We start from the raw sequence: 15,742 nt of genomic DNA on the forward strand, positions 1-15,742 counted from the left end.
CCAGCAGCCCGGGGCACCTCGAGCAGCGTTCCTCGAGGACGTCGTCACATCCGCTGGTACTTGGCCCGGACCACCATGAACAGCCCGTAGCAGATGAGTCCCAGGGCCACGGCCCCGAGGATCCACGCCCCGAAGGGCTGCTCCTGGAGGGTCTTGAGCGCGCCGTCCAGACCCGTCGACCGCTCCGGGTCGTGCTGCACCGTGGCCACGACGAAGAGCACGCCGAGCACGGCCAGGGCGGCGCCCTTCGCCGCGTAGCCGGCGGTGCCCAGCCACAGGACGGCCCTGCCGGCCGTGCCCGGTGGCAGGCTCGTCAGGTTCTCCCGGAAGGACCTGGTCACGCCCCGGTGGACGAAGAACGCACCGGCGACGACGAGGCCCAGGCCCACGGCGATCAGCAGCACCATGCCGGCCGGATGCGCCATGAGCCGAGCGCTGAGCGACTGCGTGGACTGGCTGCTGTCGCTCGAGCCCCCGAGGGCGTAGGTCCCGAACACGGCGGCGATCGCGCCGTAGACGACCGCCTGGCCGCCCGTCTTGAGCCGGTGCTTGAGCCGCTCCCGGTCCGAGCGCTGCGTCGCACCGAAGAACACCTCGCTGAGCAGGAAGACGGCGAGCGCGGCGCAGCCGAGGAAGCACGCCCACAGCAGGACGTTGCCGCCCGGTCTGCCGGCGAGCGCGGCGACCGCCCCGGACTGGTCCGCGGAGCCCGTGCCGCCGGAGGCGATGCGCAGGGCGATGACCCCGATCACGACGTGCAGCAGGCCCGCCGCCACGTACCCCGCGCGGGCCGCGAGGAGGAACCCGCGGGAGTCCGTCGCGTCGTCCGCGGCGTTGGCCGCTCTCGTGGCCTGCCGGCCGACCTCGCCCATGGCTCCTCCTGCGGTGTGGAACTCCATGGTGCGCCTGTGGGCCGCCGGTGTCCACGACGCCGTTCGGCTGACACCGGCTACTGTTCGAAGGCGGCGTCGAACGAGGCGCCGGAGGGGGCGAAGTCGAAGCGCCTCAGGAAGGCCAGGGCCTCGGGCGCTCCCCGGAGGCGGTCCATTCCGGCGTCCTCCCACTCCACGGAGATGGGTCCGTCGTAGCCGATGGCGGTGAGGGCGCGGAAGCTGTCCTCCCACGGCACGTCGCCCCGGCCGGTCGAGACGAAGTCCCAGCCGCGGCGGGGGTCGCCCCAGGGCAGGTGGGAGGACAGGATGCCGTTGCGCCCGCCGCCCATCCGCATCTTCGTGTCCTTGCAGTCCACGTGGTAGATCCGGTCCGCGAAGTCCGAGATGAACGCCACCGGGTCGATCTGCTGCCACAGGAAGTGACTGGGGTCCCAGTTCAGCCCGAAGGCCTCACGGTGGCCGATGGCCTCCAGGGCCCGGTGCGTGGACCAGTAGTCGTAGGCGATCTCGGAGGGGTGGACCTCGTGGGCGAAGCGCACCCCGCACTCGTCGAACACGTCCAGGATGGGGTTCCACCGGTCCGCGAAGTCCTGGTACCCGGCGTCGATCACGTCCTGGGAGACCGGCGGGAACATCGCCACGTACTGCCAGACGGAGGACCCGGTGAAGCCGACCACCGTGTCGACGCCCAGCTTCTGCGCGAGCCGTGCGGTCAGCTGCATCTCCTCGGCGGCACGCGCGCGCACTCCCTCGGGCGCTCCGTCGCCCCAGACCCGGGCCCCCACGATGGACTCGTGCCGGAAGTCGATCGGGTCGTCGCAGACCGCCTGGCCCTTGAGGTGGTTGGAGATGGCCCACAGCCCGAGTCCGTGGCGCTCGAGGATGTCGAGCCGGTCCTGGACGTAGGCGTCGTCGTCCCACCGCCAGGCGTCGAGGTGCTCACCGGAGACGGCGATCTCCAGACCGTCGTAGCCCCAGCCGGCGGCCAGCTCCGCGACCTCCTCGAGCGGGAGGTCGGCCCACTGGCCGGTGAACAGTGTGTAACGGTGTCCCATCAGAGTCCTTCGTGTCGGGGAGAGCGGGTCTCCGGTGGTCCGGGGTCAGAGGTGGACGGTGGCGCCGGACCGCGCCGCGCTGGCCGTCACGGCGCCGAGCACCCGTTGGACCTCCAGGCCGTCCTCGAATCCGGGGGCGGCCGGGGTCCCCGTGTCGATGGCCCGCAGGAGATCGGCGGCCTGGCTGGTGAACGTGTGGTCCCAGCCGAGGACGTGCCCGGGGGGCCACCACGCCCCCACGTAGGGATGGGCGTCCTCGGTGACGAGGATCCTGCTGTAGCCCTGGGCGCCCGGGGCCGCGGCGGCGTCGAACAGGTGCAGCTCGTTCAACCGCTCGAGGTCGAAGCGCAGCCCGCCGGTCGATCCGTAGACCTCGATCTCGAGGGCGTTCTTGCGGCCGGTGGCGCAGCGGGAGACCTCCAGGCTGACCACCGCACCGGACGCGGTGCGCAGGGTGGCCCAGGCGGCGTCGTCGACCGTCACCGTCTCGGGGCCGGCCTCGCCCTCCCGGGTCGGGACGAACGTGGTGACCGTCCCGGAGACGGAGGTGACCGACGAGCTCAGGAGGAAGCGCACCTGGTCGACGGCGTGCGAGGCGAGGTCGCCCAGCGCGCCGGACCCGGCGGTCTCCCGGCGCAGGCGCCAGGTCATGGGCGCGTGCTCGTCGGCGAGCCAGTCCTGCAGGTAGCTGACCCGGACCTGCCGGACCCGGCCCAGGCGGCCGTCCGCGATCAGCTCCCGGGCCAGTGCCAGGGCCGGCACCCGGCGGTAGTTGAAGCCCACCATGGACCGGACGCCGCGGTCCCGCGCCGCCGCGGCGGCCGCCACCATCCGCTCGGCCTCGGCCACCGTGTTGGCCAGCGGCTTCTCCACGAGCACGTGCTTGCCGGCCTTGAGGGCGGCCACGGCCATGTCGGCGTGCAGGTGGCCAGGAGTGCAGATGTCGACGACGTGGATGTCGTCCCGTTCCAGCACCGACCGCCAGTCGGTGCCGCTCTCCTCCCAGCCGTACTGCCGTGCGGCCTCGGCCACGTGCCCGGCGTCCCGGCCCACCAGCACCTTCTGCGCCACGCGGGGCGTGGGGTAGAAGGCGTTGACGTTGCGCCACGCGTTGGAGTGGGCCTTGCCCATGAAGGAGTAGCCGAGCACGGCGACGCCCAGGGCGTCGGTGACGGGCCCGCGGCCGGCGGGGTCGGGCACGGTGGTGGTCATGGGTGTCCTCCTGGGGACCGGGCGCCGGCCGAGCGCAGGAACGCCAGTCCGTGCTCCGCGAGTTGGTCCTGGCTCGCCGCCAGGGGCCGCCAGATCGAGGCGGCGGTGGCGATGCTGGCGTTGAGGGCGGTGAAGCTCTCGATATTGAGGGCGCCGGTGTAGCCCACCGCGTCCAGGGCGTCGAAGATGCCCATCCAGTCCGTTTGGTCCCCGCCGGGAGCTCCCCGGTCGTTGCCGCAGACCTGGACGTGCACGAGGTGCTCGCCGGCCGCCCGGACGGCGTCGGCGGAGGAGCGCTCCTCGATGTTCAGGTGGTAGGTGTCCAGGGCCAGGCCCACGCCGTGTCCGAGCAGCGGCCCGAGGGCGTCGAGGGCCTGTGCGGTGGTGTTGATGAGGGACGTCTCGTAGCGGTTGAGCGGTTCGATGCCCAGGACGACGCCGGCGGCCTCGGCCTCGGCGGCCAGCGGGGCCAGGTTGCGCCGGAGCTGCGCGTACGCGTCCGCGCGCTGCGCCGCGTCCATCCGCCACAGCCGGCCCGTGTGCGCGTAGAAGGGCCCGCACACGGCCGGTGCGCCGATGTCGTGGGCCAGCCGGATGCAGGCACTGAGGTAGCGCTGGGTCCGGGCGATCACGGCGTCGTCCGCCAGGACCAGTTCGCGCCCGGGCGCCATGGCGCCGACGATCCACGGCCGGAGTCCGGCGAGTGCGTCCCGCACCGCCCCGGCCGAGAGGTCGCCGGCGTTCTCCAGCGGCAGCTCGACGGCGTCGAAGCCCATGTCCGCGATCTTCTGCAGCAGCGGGGGCAGGTTCGTGTCGGTGAGCGGAGACTCCCACACCCAGGTGTTGACGCCGATCAAGCGCTGCACAGGCCTGGCTCCTCTCGGTGCGGTTCCGTGGATGGCACCCTGCCCGCCGCCGGGGGTCCCGGGACCGGGCCGGTGGCGGGCAGGGTGGGTCGTGCGGATCAGGGGATGACGCGGTCCCGCCAGACGTCGGGGTAGCCGGGCAGGTCCTCGCCGCCGAACTTGGCGTAGTGCCCGTCCGGCATCCCCTCGTTGTCCGCGAGGAAGTCCGCCCGCTGGTCCTCGGTGATCGGCTCCTGCGGCAGGACCCACTCGGCGGGGACCTCCTCGCCGGCGAAGATCTGCTCGAGCGCCAGCAGCGGGGTGCGCCACTGGAAGTTCGAGTACACCGGGGCGATGCCGGTCAGGCCGGTGTCCTCCCACTTGCGCAGGAAGCTCATCTCGTCCTCACCGGTCATCACCGGGTAGTCCGCGCCGGCGTCCTCGAACGCCTCGATGGCGGCGACGGCGCCGTCACCGGCGTCCATCCACACACCCTGCACGTCCCCGGTGGCGAGCTCGTCGGAGATGATCTTCTTGATCTCGGTGGGATCGGCCCCGGTGAAGTAGTCGGTCGCCTCGATCCCGTTCTCCTCGAAGATCCGCTCGGCCGCGGCCCAGCGCTGCTCCAGGACGTCGACGCCCGGGAGGATGCGCAGGGCCACCACCTTGTCGCCCTCCTGCAGGTTGTCGACCAGGAAGTTCGCCGAGTCGATGCCCCAGGCGAAGCCGCCGATGGGGTGGATGAACGTCGTGGCGCAGTCGGTCTCCACCCCGCGGTCGAAGACCACCACCGGCTTGCCCGTCTCGCACGCGCGTTCCACGGCGGGCGTCAGGGCGGCGGTCGAGTTCGGCGAGATGATGAACCCGTCGCACTCGCCCTCGGCGATGAAGTAGTCGATGTCGGCGATCTGCGTGTTGTCGTCGTCCTGGGCGTCGCGTGTCTCCATCTCGGAGATCACCCCGGAGTCCTGGAGCACCTTCAGCTGCTCGTTCATGGTGATCCACCCGGTCTGGCGCCAGGGGTTGGAGATGGAGGCGTTGGAGAAGCACACCTTCTGCGGGCCGTCGGCCGCGAACTCGGAGGTCGCGGTCATCTCCCCGTCGATGTACTGCCTCCAGGGCTGCTCCGGGTCCCCCTCGAAGGAGGCGGAGCGCTGTTCGAACTGCTCGTCGTACTCCACCTGGTCGAACCACTCGTCACCGCCCTCCGGGGCCGGCGTAGCAGCGGCCTCCCCGGTGGGGGCCGTGGCCTCCCCGCCCTCCGTGGCCGCGGGCGGGTTCTCGATCGACTGGTCGGTGGTGCAGGCGGTCAGTCCCAGCAGCGCTGCCGCTGCCACCACGGTGACCTTTGACTGGATGCTTCGGCGCATCATGTTCCTTCCTCATCGGTGCCCGGGGTGGGCGGTGCTGGTATGGCACGTCTCGGCTCCTGCGCCGCTGCCGTCCGGCCGCGCCGGCGGCGCTTCCAGGTCTGGGTGCCGGCGGCGACGGCGAGGATGATGATCGCGCCCTGGACGGTGTCCCGCCAGGTCGACTGGACGCCCAGGAAGTTCAGGAGCGCGAAGAGGGTCTCGAGGGCGAAGGCGCCGGCCGCCGCGGAGAGCACCCAGCCGCGCCCGCCGCCCAGCACGACCCCGCCGAGGACGACGGCGGTGATGGCCGTGAACTCGTAGCCGCGCCCCACGGACGGGTGCACGCCGGCGTAACCCACGAGGATGATCCCGGCCACGGTCGCGGCCAGCGAGGAGAGCATGAACGCCCGGGTGCGCACCCACCAGACCCGGGCCCCGGTCAGCGCGGCGGCCCGGGGGTTGTCGCCCACGGCGATGAGCGTGCGCCCGAAGGGCCGGCGCATGAGCCAGAAGGCGGCGGCCGCGATGACCGTCACCAGGACGACCGGATAGGGCAGGACCCCCAGGACCGGGACGTCCTGGATGCCGCCGCGGCCGATCTGCCGGAAGCTGTCCGCAGGGTTCCCCGTGGCCGCGCCGCCCGTCCAGTAGAGCACCAGCCCCAGCAGGGCGAGCATGGTGCCGAGGGTCACGATGAAGCTCGGCACCTTCAGGAGCGTGGTGACCAGCCCGTTGACCAGACCCACGAGGGCTCCGAGGACGAGCATCAGCACCAGGACGGGCACGGTCCGGCTGTCGTCCTGGCCGATGAGGTTGCCGGCCACGAACACCTGGGTGGTGACCACCGAGCCCATCGAGAGGTCGAACTCCCCGGAGACGATCACGAAGTACTGCCCGATGGCCGCGATGGCGATCGGTGCCGTGCGGCCGACGAACCGGATCAAGGAGCCCGGTTCGCCGAAGGACGGGTTGACGGCGACCGCCGCGACGAGCAGCACCACGAGGAGCACGAAGACGGCGCCGCCAGGGGTCCGCAGCCCGCGCAGCACCCGCTCGTGCCACGGCGACCGGTTCTGCTGGAGGACCGCGGCCCGGTCCGTGACGGCGGCGCTCATGCCGGGACCTCCTGCTCGGTCCGCCCGCTCCGGTGGCCGTCGAAGCGCGCGGGTCGGCTGACCACCCGGCGCCGGGCGTACACGGCGACGGCGACGACGATGACGATGCCGCGGACCACGTCCTTCAGGAACGGGTTGATCTGCATGACGCTCATGACGTTGTCGATCATCGCGAAGATGAGGACCCCGCCCAGCGTCCCCACCAGTGACCCTTTGCCACCCGCCAGCAGCGTCCCGCCCAGGACCACGGCGGCGATGGAGAGCAGGTCGTACCCGCCCTGGGAGCCGATCGTGGGGCTGCCCACGCCGAGGCGCGCCGCGAGCAGCAGGCCCGCCAGACCGGCCATGACGGAGCAGATGACGTGGGCGGCGACGATCGGGGTGCCCGTCTGGATCCCGGACATCCGGGCCACCCGGATGTCCCCGCCGACCGCGTACATGTGGTGGCCCAGGCGGCTCCGGGTCAGCATGAGCAGCACCACGCCCGCGCAGGCCAGCATGATCAGCGTGGAGACCGGGACCGGGCCGATGCCCGTGGCGCCGACGAGCCGGAACGTCAGGGGGGTCTGCCCCGAGCTGCCCTTGTAGTTGGTGGCGAGGTAGCCGCTGACGACCAGCCCGGTGCCCAGCGTGGCGATGAACCCGTGGACCCTCAACCCCGACACCACGAGGCCGTTGACGAGGCCGATGCCCGCGGAGACGACCAGGGCCAGGGCGACGCCGGCCAGGATGTTCCCGGGCTGGTTCGCCATGAGACCGGCCGAGAGCAGGCTCGCGAGGCTGATGACGTACGGCACGGACAGGTCGAGGCTCCCCACCAGGATGACGAGCGTCTGGCCGATCGCGATGAAGCCGAGGACGCTGGTCCCGGTGAGGATGGCCGAGATGTTGCCGGCGCTGAGGAAGCTGCGCCCGGTGGCACCGACGAGCACCACGCCGACCACGAAGGTGAGCAGCACCACGAGGTAGACGATGTGGGTGGACGTGAGCCTTGAGAACGCGTTCACGGTCTCGCCCCTTCCGTGCGGGCGCCGGTGGCCAGTTGCAGCACCTGCTCCTCGGTGGCGTCCGGCGGGAGCTCGCCGGCGATCCGGCCGTCCCGCATGACGACGATCCGGCTGGACATGCCCAGGACCTCCGGCAGCTCGCTGGAGACCATCAGCATGGCCTTGCCCTCGGCGGCGAGCATGCGCATGAGGTTGTAGACGGCGATTTTGGCACCCACGTCGATCCCGCGGGTGGGCTCGTCGAGCAGCACGACCTGCGGGTCCACGGCCAGCCACTTGGCGAGGACCACTTTCTGCTGGTTCCCTCCCGAGAGGTACTGGACCTCCTGGTCCAGGTCCCGGGCCACCACTTCGAGCGAGGAGAGCACCCCCGGGACGTCCTTCCTGGCCGCCGCGGTCCGCCGCGGGAAGACGGAGCGGATCACGCCCAGGGCGTTGTCCAGGATGGACTGGTCGAGGCTGAGCCCCTGGGACTTGCGGTCCTCCGTGATCAGGGCGACGCGCTGCCGGACGGCCTGCCGCGGCGAGGAGGCCGTGTACGGTCTGCCGTTCAGCTCCATGGACCCTCGGGTGAACGGGCGGACGCCGAAGACGGCCTCCACGAGCTCCGTGCGCCCGGAGCCCTGCAGCCCGGCGACTCCCACGATCTCCCCCGCGCGCAGCGTCAGGTCGATGCCGTCGAGCTGGTCGTTGCCGCCGTCGTCGATCCTCAGGAGCTCCCGCCCCACCCCCGTGCCGGGCACCTCCTCCGGGAAGTAGGCGGAGATCGGGCGGCCCACCATCATGCGCACCAGGGCGGCGTCGTCCATGGCGGACGCGGGCTCGGTGCCCACCACGCGGCCGTCCTTGAGGACCGTGATGGTGTCGCACAGGTCGAAGATCTCCTTCAGCCGGTGGGACACGTACAGGATGGCGGTGCCGCGCGCCCGGAGCCGGCGGATGATCGCGTAGAGCAGGTCCACCTCAGGGCCCGCGAGCGCCGCGGTCGGCTCGTCCATGGAGATGATCCGGGCGTCGTAGCTGATGGCCTTGGCAATCTCCACGATCTGCTGCTGGGCGACGGACAGCGAGCTCACGGTCGTGGTCGGCTGGATGCTGGTGATGCCCAGGTCCTCGAGCAGGGTGCTCGTCATCGCGTTCATGGCCCGCCGGTCGACGAGCAGGCCCCTGCGCGGCTCGCGGCCGAGGAAGACGTTCTCGGCCACCGTGCGGTCGGGCAGCAGGTTGAACTCCTGGAACACGGTCGACAGCCCGGCCACGTGCGCCTGGGTCGGGTGGTGGAACTCGACGGGGGTGCCGCCGATCTCCACGGTCCCCGCGTCCCGGTCGTGGACGCCGGCGAGCACCTTCATCAGCGTGGACTTCCCGGCGCCGTTCTCGCCCACGAGCCCGTGCACCTCACCGGCGTGCAGCCGGAGGTCCACGTCCTCGAGCACCGGCACCCCGAAGAAGGACTTCGACAGGCCGGTGACGTCCAGCACCGGGGAGCTCGTGCGCTCGTTCATGCGGTCACTGTGACACGAACCACAGACTTCTGTCGACCGCCCGACAAAAGTCGCTTCCTGTCTGTACATTTGTGACGTGCTTGACCGCCATAAGGGGGCGTGCTCTACTGAAAAAGTGCTGCAGAGTCCACCGCCGGCGCCGTCGCCGCGCTCCTCGGACTCGCCCGCTCCGGGGGCGAGCGAAGTCTTCCAGCTGCTGCGCGACGGCCGGCCGAGAACCCGGGCGGAGCTCGCCCAGCTGACCGGGCTGGCCCGTTCCACCGTGGCGTCCCGCGTGGACACCCTCATGGCGCTGGGTCTCGTCGCACCCTACGGCGGAGCCGCCTCCACCGGCGGGCGCCCGCCCTCCCTGTTCGCCCTGAACCCGGGTGCCCGGGTGGTGGTCGGCGCGGACATCGGGGCCACGCACGCCCGGGCGATCTTGGCGGACCTCTCCGGCCGGGAGCTCGCCGAGGAGCGGCAGGCGCTCGCGATCGGCGAGGGCCCCGAGACGGTCCTGGGCTGGTTCGTGGGCACGGTCGCCACGCTGCTCGATCGCGCGAACCGCTCGGCCGCGGAACTGGCCGCCATCGGCATCGGGCTGCCCGGACCCGTGGAGCACGAGACGGGCCGCCCGATCAATCCGCCCATCATGCCCGGGTGGGACCGCGTCGACGTCCCCGCTCTCGTGCAGGCCCGCTACGACGTGCCCGTGCTGGTCGACAACGACGTGAACATCATGGCCCTGGGAGAGCAGAGCTTGTTCTGGCCCGAGACCACCGAGCTGATGTTCGTCAAGGTGGCCACGGGCATCGGCGCGGGAATCATCTCCGGCGGCGCGCTCCAGCGCGGCGCCCAGGGGACCGCCGGGGACCTCGGCCACGTCCGGGTCCCGCGCGGCGGCGAGATCCTCTGCCGCTGCGGCAACACCGGCTGCCTCGAGGCGCTGGCCGGCGCCCCCGCGCTCGTGCGGACGCTCAACGAGCAGGCGGGCGGCGCCCTGGCCACCAGCCAGGACGTGATCGACCTCGTCCGTTCCGGCGACTCCCGGGCCGTCCAGGCGATCCGCCAGGCGGGCCGGGACATCGGGGACGTCCTGGCCACCTGCGTGAACCTGATCAACCCGTCCGTGATCGTGATCGGCGGGAGCCTCGCCCAGGCCGGTGAGCACCTGCTGGCCGGCATCCGCGAGGTCGTCTACCGGCGGTCGCTGCCTCTGGCCACCGAGCACCTGCGGGTGGCCCCCTCGGTCGCCGGGCATCGGGCCGGCGTCATGGGGGCTGCGGTCCTGGCCATCGACCACGTCCTGTCCCCGGAGTCCATCGAAGCCGCCTGCGCGGCCCTGAGCACGGGCTGAGCCCGCCCACCGCAGCAGCGGGAGGGAGGGCCGGAACCCCGGCCCAGCAGGCCGTCGTCATCCTCGCCACCGCCCGATCCCGGACGAACGCCGAGCCCCGAGACGTCGCCGAGCAGCCGGCCACCACCGGCGTCCTCACCGGTGAGGTCCCCGGGAGATCAGCCGGCCCGCGGAGCTCCGGACCGGCCCGGACCGGCCGCTTTCCCGAGGACCCGCGCGTTGACCCGTGCGGCCTGCAGCGTGAGGTGGTCGCGCTCGGGCACGCTGGGCGCCGACCGGGCGGCCTCGGCGTAGAGCCGTGCCGCGGTGACGGGGTCTCCGTCGCGCTCGTGGAGGTACGCCGCGGCGGCGGTGTACCGGGGCAGGCAGGGGTCCAGCCCTGCCAGGGCGGCCAGACCGGCCCGCGGGCCCGCGGCCTCGCCGAGCGCGACGGCGCGGTTGAGGCGCGCCACCGGGCTGCCGGTGAGCCGCACGAGCTCGTCGTACCACTCGACGATCTGCGTCCAGTCCGTCTCCTCGGCCGTGCGGGCGTCGGCGTGGAGCGCGGCGATGGCGGCCTGGGCCTGGAACTCGCCCAGGCGGTCGCGGGCGAGGGCTGCCTGGAGCAGGCCGACGCCCTCGGCGATCAGTCAAGTGTCCCACCGGCTGCGGTCCTGCTCTGCGAGGGGCACGAGGCTGCCCTCGGGCCGGGTGCGGGCCGGCCGGCGTGCGTGGTGGAGCAGCATGAGCGCGAGCAGGCCCGCCACTTCCTCGTGCTCGATCCCGGCCGCCAGCTGGCGGGTGAGCCGGATCGCCTCGGCGGCGAGGTCGACGTCGCCGGAGTAGCCCTCGTTGAAGACGAGGTAGAGCACGCGCAGCACCGTGGCGACGTCACCGGGCCGGTCGAACCGCACGCCCGAGACGGTGCGCTTGGCCCGGCTGATCCGCTGGGCCATGGTCGCCTCCGGCACCAGGTAGGCCTGCGCGATTTGCCGCGTGCTGAGACCGCCCACCGCGCGCAGCGTGAGCGCCACCGCCGAGGCCGGTGTCAGGGACGGGTGCGCGCACAGGAAGTACAGCTGGAGCGTGTCGTCCGCCGCCGCGCCCGGGCCGGGCGCCGGTTCGTCCTCGATCCGGAGGTCGCGCCGCCGCCGGGACGTGTCGGCGCGGGCGGCGTCGAGGAACTTGCGCCAGGCCACGGCGACCAGCCAGGCCTTCGGGTTCCGCGGTGGGTTCTCCGGCCACACCCGCACCGCTTCGACCAGGGCATCCTGCACGGCGTCCTCGGCCGCCGCGAAGTCGGCTCCGCGGCGGCGGAGGTTCCCGATCACGGTGGGGGTGAGGGCCCGCAGCAGGGTCTCGTCCACCGCGGGTCACTCCGCGATGGTCGGCGGCGCGGTCAGGAACGGACGGATCTCGAGCCACTCGTGGATCGGCTTCCCGCCGGCCCCCGGGGCCGCGGACAGCTCACCCGCCAGTTCGAGCGCACGGTCGTAGGACTCCACGTCGATCACCATCCAGCCGGCGACCAGGTCCTTGGTCTCGGCGAACGGGCCATCGGTGACCGGCGGCCGCCCCTCGCCGTCGTGGCGGACGAACGTGCCCTCCGGGGACAGCGCCTGCGCGTCGACGAACTCGCCGGTCGCCTCCAGCCGCGCGGCGAAGTCGTTCATGTACTGCATGTGCGCCGACACCTCCTCCGGCGTCCACCAGTCCATCGGGACGTCGTTGACCGGTGCCGGAGCGCCCCGGTAGTGCTTGAGCAGCAGGTACTTGGCCATGGTGTTCTCCTCGCTGAGATACGGCCCATTGTGGCCGTGTTCACCCTGGAGACGGAGCTGGACGAGGGATCTCGACATCCGCGGCGACATTTTCCGGTGATCTTCCGTGCCGTCGCCGGGCGGGAGGACGATGGTGGGTGACACCAGGGCCGGGCGGCTCACCGCGTGCGAGTCCCCGGCGCGATCACCGGCACCTGCAGGGGGCTCCCATGGACACGGACATCATCGCCGACACCTTCGAGTCGTCGCAGGCGGCAGTGGACTCCCGGATCCATGAAATTCTGGACGCGGCGATCACCAGGGATCTCGACCGGCTGGCGAGCTACCACTTGGAGGGCCCCAAGTTCAGCAAGTTCGACGACGTGGAGCCATTGGACCGCCAGGACGCGGAGACGAGCGCACGTCTGGAAGCCGAGCAGTTCGCGGCCGTGCAGGATCTCCACGCCGGGTTCGACGACCTCAAGATCGACGTGTTCGGCCCGGTGGCGATCGCGACGGGGATCTTCGTCTGGGACGGCACGGTGGACGGCAGCCCCTCCTCCGGCCGGACCCGGTCGACGGTGGTGTTCGTCGACGACGGGAGCCAGTGGCTGATCGCGCACGAGCACCACCCTCGTCGGCGCCACCCCGCCGGCGGGGTGGCGGGACGGGTGCCCGAACTGGTTCGCCGTGCTCAGCCAGAGAGTCGTCGTCGTAGACGTCTAAGCCGAAGACAGCAGGACGGGGAGCCTCGATGAGACTCCCCGTCCTGTTGTGTGCGTGTCAGTTGCGCGAGCTGCCGGTGTTCGTTCCCTCGCCGGAGTCGTCCCGGTGGTAGAGGTACTCGTTGCCGTGCTCGTCCTTCTCCACGTAGAAATGCTCCTGGACCTCCTGGTACCACGTCTCCGCGGCCTCGCTCATGTGCTCGCCCGCCTGGGCCTGGGCCGTTCGGTCCCCGGGCCCGTAGACGCTCATCGCAATGGCGTTGAGCCGGTCGAGGATGCGGTGCCGCTGCTCGCCGTCCTGGTTGGTGTTCTGCCTGTTCCTCGCCATGACGTCCCCCGTTGCCCACTGTGATGGTGGTCACCATTCTAGCGCGCACGGGGTGCCACGGGACGGGCCGACCGGCTGGTGACGCCGGTGGGCCCGCTCGGTCCGCGCGGCTACTCGACGTCGCGGATCTGCTTGAGCGAACCCGTGCTCGTGCGGTACTGCCGCACGTAGTCGGGCTGCTCCGGGTGCTCGATGGCCGGGGCGTTGGCCGGTTCCGAGCCGTGCACGTAGTCCGGGGCCACCACGATCTCCTCGTCCACCTCGGTGCCGGTGGAAGCGCGGCGGTGGAACTCCTCGGGCGGCAGCACCCGGCGCCACTGGCGGGTGGGCAGGACGCCCACCTCCCCGGCGTCCTCGCGCAGGGCCCGGAGCAGGGAGTAGATCATCAGGTATCCCAGCACGAAGAACGGTAGGCCGATGAGGATCGCCACGTTCTGCAGCGCGGCGAGGCCGGTGGCGCCGGTGGCGGTCAGCAGGATCGCCGCGATGAGTCCAATGGCGACGACCCAGAACACGCGCTGGTGCACCGGGGACTCCTCCTCGTGGCCGCTGCCCATGGTGTCCATCACCAGGGCCGCGGAGTCGATGGAGGTGATGAAGAACAGCACCACGATGAGCACGCCCACGGCGGAGGTGACGGTCGAGAACGGGAAGTTCTCGAGGAAGACGAACATCGCGCCGGGTATGTCCCCCTCGTCGACGACCGCCTCCACGAGCCCGCCCCCGCCGTTGAGCTCGATGTCGAACACGCCCATGCCGAAGATCCCGAACCAGATGACGGAGAACAGCGTGGGGAACGCGAGCACCCCGGAGACGAACTGGCGGATGGTGCGGCCGCGGGAGATGCGGGCGATGAAGATGCCCACGAACGGGGACCAGGTGATGGTCCACGCCCAGTAGAAGACGGTCCAGCCGCTCTGCCACCCGGTGTCCGCGAGCGAGTCGTTCCAGAAGGCGAGCACCGGGAGCATCGACAGGTACGTGCCGGCGGACTCGACCATGCCCTTGAGCATCAGCACGGTGGGCCCGGAGATCAGGATGAAGACGAGCAGCCCGATCGCGATGAGGATGTTGGTGTTGGACAGCCGCTTGATGCCGCGGTCGAGGCCGAGGGCCACGGAGACCGAGGCGACGAGGCTCACGGCCGTGATGATGAGGATCTGCGACAGCGCCGACTCCGAGATGCCGAAGAGCCGTGCCAGGCCGCTGTTGATCTGCATGGTGCCGAGCCCGATCGAGACGGCCACGCCGAAGAGGGTGCCCACGATGGCCAGGATGTCGATGAGCCGCCCGATCGGCCCGTGGATGCGCTCCCCCAGCAGCGGCTGGAACATGGAGCTCACCCGCGGCGGGAGGTTGCGCTTGTACATGAAGTAGCCGAAGGCCAGCGCCGGGAGGGCGAAGATCGTCCAGGTGTGCAACCCGAAGTGGTAGAGCGTGAAGCCCATGGCCTCGCTGGCGGCCTCCATGGAGGACGGCTCGACGCCCTGCCGGGGCGGGTTCGCGAAGTGGTTCACCGGCTCGGCGACGGCCCAGAACATCAGGATCGTGCCGATGCCCGCGGCGAACAGCATCGAAAACCAGGACAGGTTCGTGTGCCGTGGCCGTTCGTCGTCGGTTCCGAGCCGGACCTGCCCGAAGCGGCTGACCATGAGGTAGACCAGGAACAGCAGGAAGACGGTCACGCCCAGGATGTAGAACCAGCCGAGCTGCTCGATGACCCAGGTGGAGCCGTCCGCGAAGACCGCGTCCATGAAGTCCGTGAACACCAGTGTCAGGACCACGAACGCGGCGATCACCAGCGCTGAGCCGAAGAAGATGGTGGGACTGGTCCGCAGTCGCAGGGAGTCGTGCAGTCTGTTCAGCATCGCCGTGCTTCCCCGGCTGCCCCCGGCCTCGGACGAGCGGACGGCCGCCGTGTCTCGGTTGTGTGCTTCGGTGGCTCCGACCCTACCGCGTGGTCGTCCGGCGGTGGAGGCTCATTCCGCGGGCGGCGTGGCCGGCAGGCGCGGCTCCACGTGCCACTCCCACCACGCGTCCACGCGGTCGAGCAGCCGCTGCACGGAGCCGTCGTTGACCAGTACGCTGCTGGAGACGGCCTCCCGGTCCTTGTCCGTGGCCTGCGCGGCGATCCGGGCGCGGGCGTCCGCCTCCGTCATGCCGCGGTCCTCGACCATCCGCCGCACGCGCTCCTCCGCCGGGGCCTGAACGGTGAGGACGAGGTCGAAGCGGCCGTCCTGGCCGGTCTCCACGAGCAGGGGGATGTCCTCGACCAGGACCGCGTCCTGTCCCGCCGCGGCCGCGAGCCGTTCCGCCTCCGCGCGGACGAGGGGGTGGATGATCGCGTTGAGCCGCGCCCGCGCCTCCGGGTCCGCGAACACGCGGGCACCGAGCGCGGCCCGGTCCAGGCGTCCGTCCGGGGTCAGCACGGAGGGGCCGAACTCTTCGACGATCCCCTCGAGGCCGGGCCGGCCCGGCTCCTGCAGGGCCCGCGCGATCGCGTCGGCGTCTATCACGGTGGCCCCGAGCTCCATGAGCCGCCGGGAGACCGTGGACTTGCCCGAGGCGATCCCGCCGGTGAGTCCGATGGACAGCATGGGACCATGCTAGCGGCCGGCCCCGGCCGGGCC

The 15,742-nt window shown here is 71.5% G+C and carries 16 protein-coding genes; 2 read left to right on the plus strand and 14 right to left on the minus strand.

What is annotated here, in order from left to right:
- Positions 1 to 44: 44 nt before the first annotated feature.
- From ACFYE1_RS01330 to ACFYE1_RS01365, 8 genes are all read right to left on the minus strand, one after another.
- A complete protein-coding gene (locus ACFYE1_RS01330; protein ID WP_387739142.1) occupies positions 45 to 899 on the minus strand; it encodes a DUF1206 domain-containing protein in 855 nt (284 codons plus the stop codon).
- A 50-nt stretch (positions 900 to 949) separates the two neighbouring features.
- Positions 950 to 1,948, minus strand: a complete 999-nt coding sequence (locus ACFYE1_RS01335) for a sugar phosphate isomerase/epimerase family protein (protein WP_387739144.1) — start codon at positions 1,946 to 1,948, stop codon at positions 950 to 952.
- 45 nt (positions 1,949 to 1,993) lie between these two features.
- Complete coding sequence (locus ACFYE1_RS01340) at positions 1,994 to 3,160, minus strand: Gfo/Idh/MocA family protein (protein WP_387739146.1); 1,167 nt, start codon at positions 3,158 to 3,160, stop codon at positions 1,994 to 1,996.
- A complete protein-coding gene (locus ACFYE1_RS01345; RefSeq protein WP_387739148.1) occupies positions 3,157 to 4,026 on the minus strand; it encodes a sugar phosphate isomerase/epimerase family protein in 870 nt (289 codons plus the stop codon). The genes ACFYE1_RS01340 and ACFYE1_RS01345 overlap by 4 nt, the downstream gene beginning before the upstream one ends.
- A gap of 98 nt (positions 4,027 to 4,124) precedes the next feature.
- Complete coding sequence (locus ACFYE1_RS01350; protein ID WP_387739480.1) at positions 4,125 to 5,375, minus strand: substrate-binding domain-containing protein; 1,251 nt, start codon at positions 5,373 to 5,375, stop codon at positions 4,125 to 4,127.
- Positions 5,375 to 6,472, minus strand: a complete 1,098-nt coding sequence (locus ACFYE1_RS01355; RefSeq protein WP_387739151.1) for an ABC transporter permease — start codon at positions 6,470 to 6,472, stop codon at positions 5,375 to 5,377. The genes ACFYE1_RS01350 and ACFYE1_RS01355 overlap by 1 nt, the downstream gene beginning before the upstream one ends.
- On the minus strand, positions 6,469 to 7,479 hold the full coding sequence (locus ACFYE1_RS01360; RefSeq protein ID WP_387739153.1) for an ABC transporter permease: 1,011 nt from the start codon (positions 7,477 to 7,479) through the stop codon (positions 6,469 to 6,471). The genes ACFYE1_RS01355 and ACFYE1_RS01360 overlap by 4 nt, the downstream gene beginning before the upstream one ends.
- The gene (locus ACFYE1_RS01365) at positions 7,476 to 8,984 is read right to left on the minus strand and encodes a sugar ABC transporter ATP-binding protein (RefSeq protein ID WP_387739155.1); all 1,509 of its coding nucleotides are present in this window, start codon (positions 8,982 to 8,984) and stop codon (positions 7,476 to 7,478) included. The genes ACFYE1_RS01360 and ACFYE1_RS01365 overlap by 4 nt, the downstream gene beginning before the upstream one ends.
- Before the next feature lie 115 nt (positions 8,985 to 9,099).
- On the opposite strand from ACFYE1_RS01365, the gene ACFYE1_RS01370 reads away from it, so the two are divergent.
- Positions 9,100 to 10,320: an ROK family transcriptional regulator gene (locus ACFYE1_RS01370; RefSeq protein WP_387739158.1), complete on the plus strand. Its 1,221-nt coding sequence runs from the start codon at positions 9,100 to 9,102 to the stop codon at positions 10,318 to 10,320.
- A gap of 158 nt (positions 10,321 to 10,478) precedes the next feature.
- On the opposite strand, the gene ACFYE1_RS01375 is transcribed toward ACFYE1_RS01370, so the two are convergent.
- From ACFYE1_RS01375 to ACFYE1_RS01385, 3 genes are all read right to left on the minus strand, one after another.
- The gene (locus ACFYE1_RS01375) at positions 10,479 to 10,793 is read right to left on the minus strand and encodes a hypothetical protein (RefSeq protein ID WP_387739160.1); all 315 of its coding nucleotides are present in this window, start codon (positions 10,791 to 10,793) and stop codon (positions 10,479 to 10,481) included.
- A gap of 156 nt (positions 10,794 to 10,949) precedes the next feature.
- Positions 10,950 to 11,666: a sigma-70 family RNA polymerase sigma factor gene (locus ACFYE1_RS01380; RefSeq protein WP_387739162.1), complete on the minus strand. Its 717-nt coding sequence runs from the start codon at positions 11,664 to 11,666 to the stop codon at positions 10,950 to 10,952.
- Between the two features lie 6 nt (positions 11,667 to 11,672).
- A complete protein-coding gene (locus ACFYE1_RS01385) occupies positions 11,673 to 12,080 on the minus strand; it encodes a YciI family protein (RefSeq protein ID WP_387739165.1) in 408 nt (135 codons plus the stop codon).
- A 209-nt stretch (positions 12,081 to 12,289) separates the two neighbouring features.
- Here ACFYE1_RS01385 and ACFYE1_RS01390 point away from each other — a divergent pair, with 209 nt between their 5' ends.
- Positions 12,290 to 12,817, plus strand: coding sequence for a nuclear transport factor 2 family protein (locus ACFYE1_RS01390; protein ID WP_387739167.1), 528 nt, complete (start codon positions 12,290 to 12,292; stop codon positions 12,815 to 12,817).
- 25 nt (positions 12,818 to 12,842) lie between these two features.
- Here the strand turns inward: ACFYE1_RS01390 and ACFYE1_RS01395 are convergent, their stop codons facing one another.
- From ACFYE1_RS01395 to coaE, 3 genes are all read right to left on the minus strand, one after another.
- Positions 12,843 to 13,112, minus strand: coding sequence for a hypothetical protein (locus tag ACFYE1_RS01395; RefSeq protein WP_387739169.1), 270 nt, complete (start codon positions 13,110 to 13,112; stop codon positions 12,843 to 12,845).
- A 110-nt stretch (positions 13,113 to 13,222) separates the two neighbouring features.
- Positions 13,223 to 14,980: a BCCT family transporter gene (locus ACFYE1_RS01400; RefSeq protein WP_387739171.1), complete on the minus strand. Its 1,758-nt coding sequence runs from the start codon at positions 14,978 to 14,980 to the stop codon at positions 13,223 to 13,225.
- A gap of 111 nt (positions 14,981 to 15,091) precedes the next feature.
- Complete coding sequence (gene coaE / locus ACFYE1_RS01405; RefSeq protein WP_387739174.1) at positions 15,092 to 15,709, minus strand: dephospho-CoA kinase; 618 nt, start codon at positions 15,707 to 15,709, stop codon at positions 15,092 to 15,094.
- Between the last annotated feature and the right edge of the window lie 33 nt (positions 15,710 to 15,742).

The organism is Kocuria nitroreducens, from assembly GCF_042879195.1.
In the GTDB taxonomy this organism is placed as follows: domain Bacteria; phylum Actinomycetota; class Actinomycetes; order Actinomycetales; family Micrococcaceae; genus Kocuria; species Kocuria nitroreducens.

Coding starts and splice junctions, on each gene's coding strand:
- ACFYE1_RS01340 (WP_387739146.1), bottom strand. CDS start 3,160: ATGACCACCACCGTGCCCGACCCCGCCGGCCGCGGGCCCGTCACCGAC.
- ACFYE1_RS01350 (WP_387739480.1), bottom strand. CDS start 5,375: ATGCGCCGAAGCATCCAGTCAAAGGTCACCGTGGTGGCAGCGGCAGCG.
- ACFYE1_RS01365 (WP_387739155.1), bottom strand. CDS start 8,984: ATGAACGAGCGCACGAGCTCCCCGGTGCTGGACGTCACCGGCCTGTCG.
- ACFYE1_RS01395 (WP_387739169.1), bottom strand. CDS start 13,112: ATGGCGAGGAACAGGCAGAACACCAACCAGGACGGCGAGCAGCGGCAC.
- ACFYE1_RS01330 (WP_387739142.1), bottom strand. CDS start 899: ATGGAGTTCCACACCGCAGGAGGAGCCATGGGCGAGGTCGGCCGGCAG.
- coaE (WP_387739174.1), bottom strand. CDS start 15,709: ATGCTGTCCATCGGACTCACCGGCGGGATCGCCTCGGGCAAGTCCACG.
- ACFYE1_RS01400 (WP_387739171.1), bottom strand. CDS start 14,980: ATGCTGAACAGACTGCACGACTCCCTGCGACTGCGGACCAGTCCCACC.
- ACFYE1_RS01355 (WP_387739151.1), bottom strand. CDS start 6,472: ATGAGCGCCGCCGTCACGGACCGGGCCGCGGTCCTCCAGCAGAACCGG.
- ACFYE1_RS01335 (WP_387739144.1), bottom strand. CDS start 1,948: ATGGGACACCGTTACACACTGTTCACCGGCCAGTGGGCCGACCTCCCG.
- ACFYE1_RS01385 (WP_387739165.1), bottom strand. CDS start 12,080: ATGGCCAAGTACCTGCTGCTCAAGCACTACCGGGGCGCTCCGGCACCG.
- ACFYE1_RS01390 (WP_387739167.1), top strand. CDS start 12,290: ATGGACACGGACATCATCGCCGACACCTTCGAGTCGTCGCAGGCGGCA.